The 731-nt window shown below is 62.1% G+C and carries 2 protein-coding genes; both read right to left on the bottom strand.

What is annotated here, in order from left to right; genetic code table 11:
• Positions 1-602: sensor domain-containing protein (locus A9X04_RS22695; protein WP_067925219.1), on the bottom strand; the 602-nt coding region annotated here is incomplete at its 3' end.
• Positions 530-731 (bottom strand): hypothetical protein (locus tag A9X04_RS31715; protein WP_369828931.1); only part of this gene is annotated, 202 nt, incomplete at its 5' end. The genes A9X04_RS22695 and A9X04_RS31715, both read right to left, overlap by 73 nt.

The following is a 731-nucleotide window of genomic DNA, read 5'->3' as shown; positions in this document are numbered from 1 at the left end:
TTGTCCAGAACTGTCGCGGTGGCCGGAGCGCCATTGCCGTATTGGCACACCTGCGCAGTGATGATCACATTGTTCTTCGCGCGCGCCTCGCTGGCGCAGACCCAGCCGGTGATCTGCCCGTCCTCCAGTTCCGTTCCCGTCCACCGCACTCCCGTATCGGTCGCGTCGGTCTTCTGGAATCTCCATCGATATTTGCCGCTCAGGTGGATGACGGCATTGCTGCACGCATCGAGACGCTTGGCAAAAGCGTCGCCAAGCAACACCGTCGCTGCTTTGGAATCGACAACCGTCGCAACGGCTTGACGGACCGCATGCTCGTACGTGTCCTTGTCCTCTTTGTAGAGATTGCTCCGCCACGCGGTGTAAGCCACCCCCACCGAGTACGTGTCCGGCGCGATCAGCGGCTCGCACTGCGGGTTACCCTCGTCGACGAAGGCGGCCACGGGCGGGGAGGTCGCGCCGGGCGGAGGTTTGGACGCCCAGTTTAGTTTCGCACCGACAATCTCGTTAATCAGGTCTGGCGCCAAGATCAGCGAATCGATGGCGTCGGCGAGGGTGCGACCGAGGTGGCGTTGTGGCCGCCGCCCTGCCCGCCGCCACACCCAACCGCCAACGCGACCACTACAGCCCCGAGCGCCGAAACAATGAAACGAATCCTCATTTCGTCTCCTTGCCAAACGGACGAAATCCGCATCTGTTGGTCGAAGAATAGGAGCAGTGCGAGAAACGCG

This window comes from Mycobacterium sp. E3247, assembly GCF_001667785.1.
Lineage (GTDB): Bacteria > Actinomycetota > Actinomycetes > Mycobacteriales > Mycobacteriaceae > Mycobacterium.
The sequence above is the reverse complement of the archived record's forward strand: the minus strand, read 5'-3'. Positions and strand labels throughout refer to the sequence as shown.